The following is a 6991-nucleotide window of genomic DNA, read 5'->3' as shown; positions in this document are numbered from 1 at the left end:
GGGGGGCGGCGGGTCGTGGCTCGTCTCCGTCGCGGAGCGGGAGGGAGGCGCGGGTCAGCCGATCGGGGTCGGGTCCGTCGGGTTCGACGGCACCGGCAGCGAACCGCGGATCCGGTTCTGCGCCTGGCACTGGCTGGTGCAGTTCGTGGCGCCGGCGCTCAGCTCGATGGCGTCCTCGCCGAGCACGCCGCCGAGTCGGCCGCCGGACTGCACGAGCCACTTGGTGACGGTGCCCGACTGGAACGTCTTCGTCGCGACCTGGGGGCTGTCCTTGCCGAGGAGCATCTGGTGCGCGCCCGTGCCCGACGGGACGGCGTCGACGCCGTCGCCGAAGTTGACCTTGCCGGTGAACTGGTTGACGAAGTAGAAGACGCCCGGCGCGAGCGTGTGCACGAACTCGACGGGGGCGCCGAACTCGGACTCCATCTGGAAGATGCCGCCCTGGGCGCCGTCCTTCGCCTGGATCTTGAACTTTCCGGCCGACGTGCCGAACAGCACGACCAGGGTGTCGTCCTTGATCTCGAGGCTCTTGATCGTCGCGCCCGAGAGCTGCGCGGAGGTCAGCGTCGGCACCTTCGACGCGAACACCGTCGTGGGCTTCGTGACCATGCGCTGCGTGTCGGGGGCTCCGGTCAGGGTGTAGTCGTACACGCCCAGCGTGGCGACGTCGATGTCGAAGCCGTTGTTGACCCCGCGGACGGCGATGCGGCCCGTCGGCGTGATGCCGTCGAGCTTGGTGCTCCTGCCGGCGGCCGGGTCGTAGGTGGTGCCGTTGACCGTGACGGCGTAGTCGCCGCCGGCCGAGGTCTTGCCCGAGGCGCTCGCGGGCGCCGCCGAGAGGGCGAGCGACCCCGCGACGACCGCGGTGACGAGCACGGCCGCGCGGGCCCTGCGGAGGAAGGTGGTGGGCATGGTGGGCCTTTCGCGTACGACGGACAGCTCGGTCTGTGCTGTGCTGCGTCCAGCCTCGGGGCGCGGCGACCTCGGGGCCATCGGACCTTGGTACTAGTACCCGTCGCCGGACCCGACTCAGAACCCGTTGTCGCGGGCCCAGAGCGCGGCGCTGGTGCGGTCGGCGACCCCGATGCGGCGGAACACGCTGCCCGCGTGGGCCTTGACCGTGCGCTCGCTGATGCCGAGCTCGTGGGCGATCTGCTTGTTGGCCCGTCCCCGGGCGATGAGGCGCAGCACCTCGGCCTCGCGCCCGGTGACGAGCGGGTCGACCGGAGGGGAGGACGAGGACGCCGGAGGCGCGGCCGAGGTGCCCGCGCCTCCCGCGTCCCGGGACGGCAGCAGCACCCGGGCGGCCCGGGGGTCGAGCGGTGCTCCTCCACCGGCCGCGGCGCGGACGCCCGCCACGACCGTCGCGGGGTCGGCGTCCTTCAGCAGGTAGCCGACCGCACCGGCGGCGAGCGCCTGACGCACGGACGCGGGGTCGGGGAACGAGGTCAGCACGACGACGTGCGGTCGGGTCTCCGCCGCGGTGAGCAGACGGGTGGCCTCGAGACCGCCGATGCCCGGCATGGAGAGGTCCATCAGGACGACGTCGGGCGCGTCGGCCGGAGCGGAGTCCCGGACGGCGGCCACGGCGTCCTCGCCGCTCGTGGCCTCCCCCACCACGAGGAGATCACCGGCGGTCTCCACGAGGGCGCGCAGCCCGGCCCGGACGAGGGGGTGGTCGTCGACCACGAGCACGCGGATCACGAGGCGGTCACCGTCAGCCTCCAGCAGGTGCCGGATCCGGGGGCGGTCGCGAGGTCGAGGCCCGCGCCGGCGTCGCGGACGGCGTCGGTCAGCAGCCGCAGGCCGAGGTGGCCGGGGACGACCCGGTGGACGGCGGCGGGGTCGAATCCGCGTCCGTCGTCGGCGACGGTGACGACGACGCGCCGGATGGTCGGCCCGACGGCGGGCCCGTCGGCGTCCGAGCGCGCGACCGTGACGACGGCGCGGGTCGCCGAGGCGTGCTTCACCGCGTTGACGAGCGACTCCTGCACGACGCGGTGGACGAGGCGTCGGGCGCCGGCGTCGAGGCGCAGGTCGTCGGCCACCGACACGGTCGTGGCCACGCCCCGTGCTCGGGTCGCCGTGGCGAGGTCCTCGAGCGCCGAGGCCAGTCCGGCGCGCTCGAGGTTCGGCGGGTGGATGTCGACCAGCAGGGTGCGCAGGCCGCCGATGCTGTCGCGGACCGACCCGGCCGCCCCGTCGAGCCCGTCGGCGGCGGGCGCGTCGCCCCGGCTGCGCGCGGCCGCCCCCTCGGCCGAGAGGGCGAAGGACGTGGCGACGAGGTCCTGGACGACCCCGTCGTGCAGGGTCCCCGCGATCCGGCGACGCTCGTCGGCGCTGGCGTCGAGCGCCCGGGTCAGCAGGGTCTCACGGTGCAGCCGCGCGGCCCGGAGCGCCGCGAGCAGCCGCCAGAGCACCGGCGCGAGCAGGGCGAGCACGACGACGATGCTGCCGACGGCGATGCCGGCGAACCCCTGCCAGAGCTGACCGCTGCGCTGCAGCACCTCGTCGTAGCGGAAGTACACCTCGAACAGGAGGGGCGTGCCCTCCGCGGTGCGCACCGAGCGGTAGGCCTCGAGCAGCTTCCCCTCGTCGCTCTCGTAGGCGTTCTCGGGCGCGCTGAGGTCGCTGACCTCGGCATCGACGCCCGCGCCGCGCAGGGCCTCGAGCTCGTCCTCGGCGAGGCCGAAGCGCTGCCCGATCAGGCGGGTCTCGTCCGACCAGACGATGCGGCCGTCGGCGTCCCAGATCTTCACCCGGACGATGCTGTCGCTCAGGATGTGGTCGCGCACGACCGCGTCGACGGCTGCCGTGGCGCCGGGGTCTCCGGTGAGGAGGGCGTCGGTCAGCTCGGGCTGCACGAGGACGTCGGCGATGCGGTCGGCCCGGTCGGCGGCGTCACGCACCGACTCGGTCTCGGCCAGGCTGCGGGCGGCGACGAGAGCCGCGACGATCACGGCGACGATGACGACGACCGCCACGACCGCCACCCACGTCACGACGCGGCGCGGGGTGGGGTCGACCGCGGTGCGGGCGGGGGCGTCGGCCGGGACGACCACCGGGGTCCACGGCGGCACCGTGCGGTCGGTGGGGGTCATCCCGCCATTGTGCGGCCTCACGGGGCCCGCCGCCTCGCGCCGGGCCCGGAACAGAACGGGGCCGGGTCTGGTTGGCTCCGGGCATGAAGTCGATCGTGTACTCCGAGACCGGACCCGCCCCCACCGTGCTGCAGCTCGTCGACCGCGACCTGCCCGAGCCCGCCGCCGGCGAGGTGCGGGTGCGCGTCGTCTGGTCGGGCGTGAACCCCACCGACTGGAAGTCCCGCGCGGGCGGCGGACGCGGCGAGTCGCTGCCGTTCGCCGAGGTCACGCCGAACCAGGACGGCTCGGGCGTCGTCGACGCAGTCGGCGAGGGCGTCACCGGGCTCGCGGTCGGCGACCGCGTCTGGACCTACCTCTCGGCCCACCAGCGCCCCACCGGCACCGCCCAGGAGTTCACCGTGCTGCCCGCCTCGCGCGTCGTGCCGCTGCCCGAGGGCGTCGGCCTCGAGGTGGGCGCGAGCCTGGGGGTCCCGGCGATGACCGCTCACCGCGCCCTGACCGTCTGGGAGGACGGGCCGAGCCGCCTCGAGCCGGGCAGCCTCGACGGCGCGGTCGTCCTGGTGGCCGGGGGCGCGGGTGCGGTCGGTCATGCCGCCATCCAGCTGGCCCGCTGGGCCGGAGCCACCGTCATCACGACGATCAGCGGCGACGAGAAGGCCGGCCTGGCGACCGCGGCCGGCGCCCACCACGTCGTCAACTACCGCACGGGCGACGCCGCCGCCGAGATCCGCGAGATCGCCCCCGACGGCGTCGACGTCGTCGTGGAGGTCGCGATCTCGCAGAACGCGGACCTGCTGTCCGAGGTCGTCGCGCACCGCGCCTCCGTGGCGATCTACGCCGACGACGGCGGCGACACGACGACCATCCCGATCCGCGCGAACATGATCACCAACACCCGGTTCCAGTTCGTCCTGCTCTACACCGTGGGCGAGGAGGCGCTGCAGGCGGCCGTCGAGGACGTCACCGCCGCTCTCCGCGACGGCGTCCTGCCGGTCGGCGAGGCGGCCGGGCTCCCGCTGCACACGTTCCCGCTCGCCGAGACGGCCGCGGCCCACGAGGCCGTCGAGGGCGGCGTGGTCGGCAAGGTGCTGATCGAGGTGTCCGCCGGATAGCGGCCTGGCTAGGCTCGCAGGGTGACCGACGCCGCCTCCCGACCCGTGCCTCCCGCGCCTCCCGTCCCCGTCAGCCGTGCGCAGGCGGGGGCCGTGCGACGCGGCGAGCTGCCCGGCGTCGAGGAGGTCCGCCACGGCGTCTGGTCGGTCGCGTTCGAGTTCGGCGACGGCATCGACGACCACTCGCTCGGCTACGTCGTCGAGGGGTCCGACGGGGCCCTCACGGTGATCGACCCGGGCTGGGACGTCGACCGCAACCTCGAGCGTCTCGAGCAGGCGCTCGCCGGCGTCGGTCACACGATCGCCGACGTCGAGCTGATCGCGGTCACCCACCTGCACGCCGACCACCTGGGCGGAGCCGAGGCCCTGCGGCGGGCCTCGGGAGCCCGCATCGCCCTGCACCCCGCCGAGCAGCGCGCGCTCGCCGAGCGGACGGCGGACGCCGCCGCAGCGGACGACGACATCGCCCGCTGGGGCGCCCCCGACCACGACCGGGAGGCGCTGGTCGCCTCGTGGGGATCGGGTCGCCGCCTGCCCGAGGTCACGGCGGACCTGCTGCTCGCCGACGGCGACGAGCTGCCGATCGCCGGGCGACGACTGCGGGCCGTCCACACGCCGGGCCACACGGCGGGCCACCTCTGCTTCGTCGAGCCCGAGCAGCGTCTGGTCTTCACCGGCGACCACGTGCTGCCGCGCATCAACCCCGGCATCGGCCTCGGCGGGCGGACGGCGGGCAACCCGTTGACCGACTACCTGTCGTCGCTCGACCGCATGGTGGCGCTCGACGTCGCGGGGCCGGACGCCCTCGAGGTGTGCCCCGGTCACGAGTACCGCTTCGTCGGGCTGCGCGAGCGCGCCGAGGCGCTGATCGGGCACCGCGCCGATCGCACCCGCGACGCGGCGGCGGCCCTCGACTCCCTCGATCGGCCGACCGTGTGGCAGGTGGCCGAGCGCATGTCGTGGAGCGGCGGCATCGCGTCGCTGCACGGCTACCGGCTCGGCTCGGCGCTCGCGCAGACCGAGTGGCACGTCCAGGCGCTCGGCCGCGCCGGCGAGCTCCGGCCCGCCTGACCGCTCCCGGCCGGACGTCCGCCGGGAACGCGCCGAGGCGACGGGCCTACAGTCGATCGCGGCCCCGGGAAGCCGCCCTGCGCCTCCTGGTCAGGCCCTCACGACCGAGGAGAGACATGAGCACCAACACGACCCCCACCCGCACCGCGCTCGTCCTGGGCGGCGGCGGCATCACCGGCATCGCGTGGGAGCTCGGCGTGCTCTCGCGCCTGATCGAGGCGGGTGTCCCGGTGGGCGACGCCGACCTGGTGGTGGGCACCTCCGCCGGATCGGTGGTCGGCACGATGGTGCGGCTGGGACGCGTCGACGAGGGGCTCCGCGAGCAGTTCGAGGCCGTGACCGAGCTCCCCTCGGGCTCGATCGACCCCGAGGCGTTCCAGCAGGCGCTCGGCCAGGCCCTGGTCGGGGCGACGGGGCAGCAGGAGGCGCGGAGCCGGGTCGGCGCGCTCGCCCGCCGGACCCCCGTGGCCGGTGAGGAGCCCGACCTCGTCACGACCATGCGCGGCCGGTTCGGGGACGTCGCCTGGCCGGAGGCCGACCTCACCGTCTGCACCGTCGACGCGACCGACGGGAGCTTCCGCCCGCTGAACGCCGCGTCGGGCGTCGACCTGTACCGCGCCGTGGCCGCCAGCTGCTCGGTGCCCGTCGTCTGGCCCACCGTCGAGATCCACGGCCGCCCCACGATGGACGGAGGCGTCCGCTCGGGCACCAACGCCGATCTCGCCGACGACCACGACCGCGTCCTCGTGCTGTCCTGCGGCCCCGAGCTCGACGTCTCGCCGCTCGGCCCGACCCTGCCGCAGGTCGTGGCCGCCCGTCGCGCCGCCGGCCGCGAGGTGCTCGTGATCCAGGCCGACGCCGAGGCGCTCGAGGCCTTCGGCTCCGACGTGCTCGCCACCACCACCCGACGACCCGCGGCCGAGGCCGGTCGCCGCCAGGCCGACGCCGTGCTCGACCGCGTGCGGGCCTTCTGGTCGGGCGTCGCCGTCTGACCCCTCGCGGGTGCGGGCCGCCGGGTCGGCGGGCCGCTACCCTCGGGAGGTGACCACCGCCTCCTCCCCGCTCCGCATCGCGCTCGTGTCGCTGCACACGTCTCCCGGCGCCGAGCCCGGATCGGGCGACGTCGGCGGCATGAACGTCGTCGTCCGCAACCAGGCCGAGGCCCTCGGGGCGGCGGGGCACCACGTGGACATCGTGACCCGGCGGTCGGATCCCGCCCAGCCGGCGAGTCTCGACCTCTCGCCCGGGGTCACCCTGCACTACCTCACGGCGGGACCGCCCGAGCCCGTCACCAAGGGCCGGCACGAGCTCTTCGTGACCGAGTTCCGCGACCGGCTGGCCGAGCTCGGCCCCTGGGACGTCGTGCACTCGCACCACTGGTTCTCGGGCATGGCCGCCCTGCCCGTGGCCCGGGCGCTCGGCGTGCCGCACGTGCAGAGCTTCCACTCGATCGCCGCGGCCGACTCGACCCCGCTCTCGCACGGCGAGCGGGCCGAGTCCCCCGGCCGCCTGGCCGGAGAGGTCCATCTCGCGCAGCAGTCGGACGCCGTCGTCGCCATCAGCCGCGCCGAGGCCGAGACGGTCACCACGCGTCTGGGCGGCCGACCCGACCGGGTCGCCGTCGTGCTGCCCGGCGTGGACAGCGAGCTGTTCCACCCCGTCGATCCCGCCGAGGAGGCGCGGATCGACCCGCCCGCCCGCCCC

General features: G+C 75.3%; 7 protein-coding genes. 4 read left to right on the top strand and 3 right to left on the bottom strand.

Annotation, left to right across the window (positions count from 1 at the left end; translation table 11 throughout):
• Positions 1-54: 54 nt before the first annotated feature.
• From FFA01_RS15610 to FFA01_RS15600, 3 genes are all read right to left on the bottom strand, one after another.
• Complete coding sequence (locus FFA01_RS15610; RefSeq protein ID WP_146857107.1) at positions 55-912, bottom strand: hypothetical protein; 858 nt, start codon at positions 910-912, stop codon at positions 55-57.
• Between the two features lie 117 nt (positions 913-1029).
• Complete coding sequence (locus tag FFA01_RS15605) at positions 1030-1704, bottom strand: response regulator (protein ID WP_146857106.1); 675 nt, start codon at positions 1702-1704, stop codon at positions 1030-1032.
• Positions 1701-3101: a sensor histidine kinase gene (locus FFA01_RS15600; protein WP_146857105.1), complete on the bottom strand. Its 1401-nt coding sequence runs from the start codon at positions 3099-3101 to the stop codon at positions 1701-1703. Before FFA01_RS15600 ends, FFA01_RS15605 begins: the two co-directional genes overlap by 4 nt.
• Before the next feature lie 83 nt (positions 3102-3184).
• Between FFA01_RS15600 and FFA01_RS15595 the strand changes: the two genes are divergently transcribed.
• The 4 genes from FFA01_RS15595 to FFA01_RS15580 form a co-directional block, all read left to right on the top strand.
• Entirely contained in the window at positions 3185-4216 is a 1032-nt protein-coding gene (locus tag FFA01_RS15595; protein ID WP_146857104.1) for an NADPH:quinone reductase, read from the top strand.
• 21 nt (positions 4217-4237) lie between these two features.
• The gene (locus FFA01_RS15590; protein ID WP_146857103.1) at positions 4238-5287 is read left to right on the top strand and encodes an MBL fold metallo-hydrolase; all 1050 of its coding nucleotides are present in this window, start codon (positions 4238-4240) and stop codon (positions 5285-5287) included.
• A gap of 116 nt (positions 5288-5403) precedes the next feature.
• Positions 5404-6279 (top strand): patatin-like phospholipase family protein, encoded by an 876-nt coding sequence (locus FFA01_RS15585; RefSeq protein WP_146857102.1) that lies wholly within the window; start codon positions 5404-5406, stop codon positions 6277-6279.
• Positions 6280-6328: 49 nt separating this feature from the next.
• On the top strand, positions 6329-6991 hold a 663-nt coding region (locus FFA01_RS15580), incomplete at its 3' end, for a glycosyltransferase (RefSeq protein WP_146857101.1).

It is taken from the genome of Frigoribacterium faeni (assembly GCF_007988805.1).
GTDB lineage: Bacteria > Actinomycetota > Actinomycetes > Actinomycetales > Microbacteriaceae > Frigoribacterium > Frigoribacterium faeni.
Note: the sequence above shows the minus strand (reverse complement) of the source record. Positions and strands in the feature narration are given on the sequence as shown.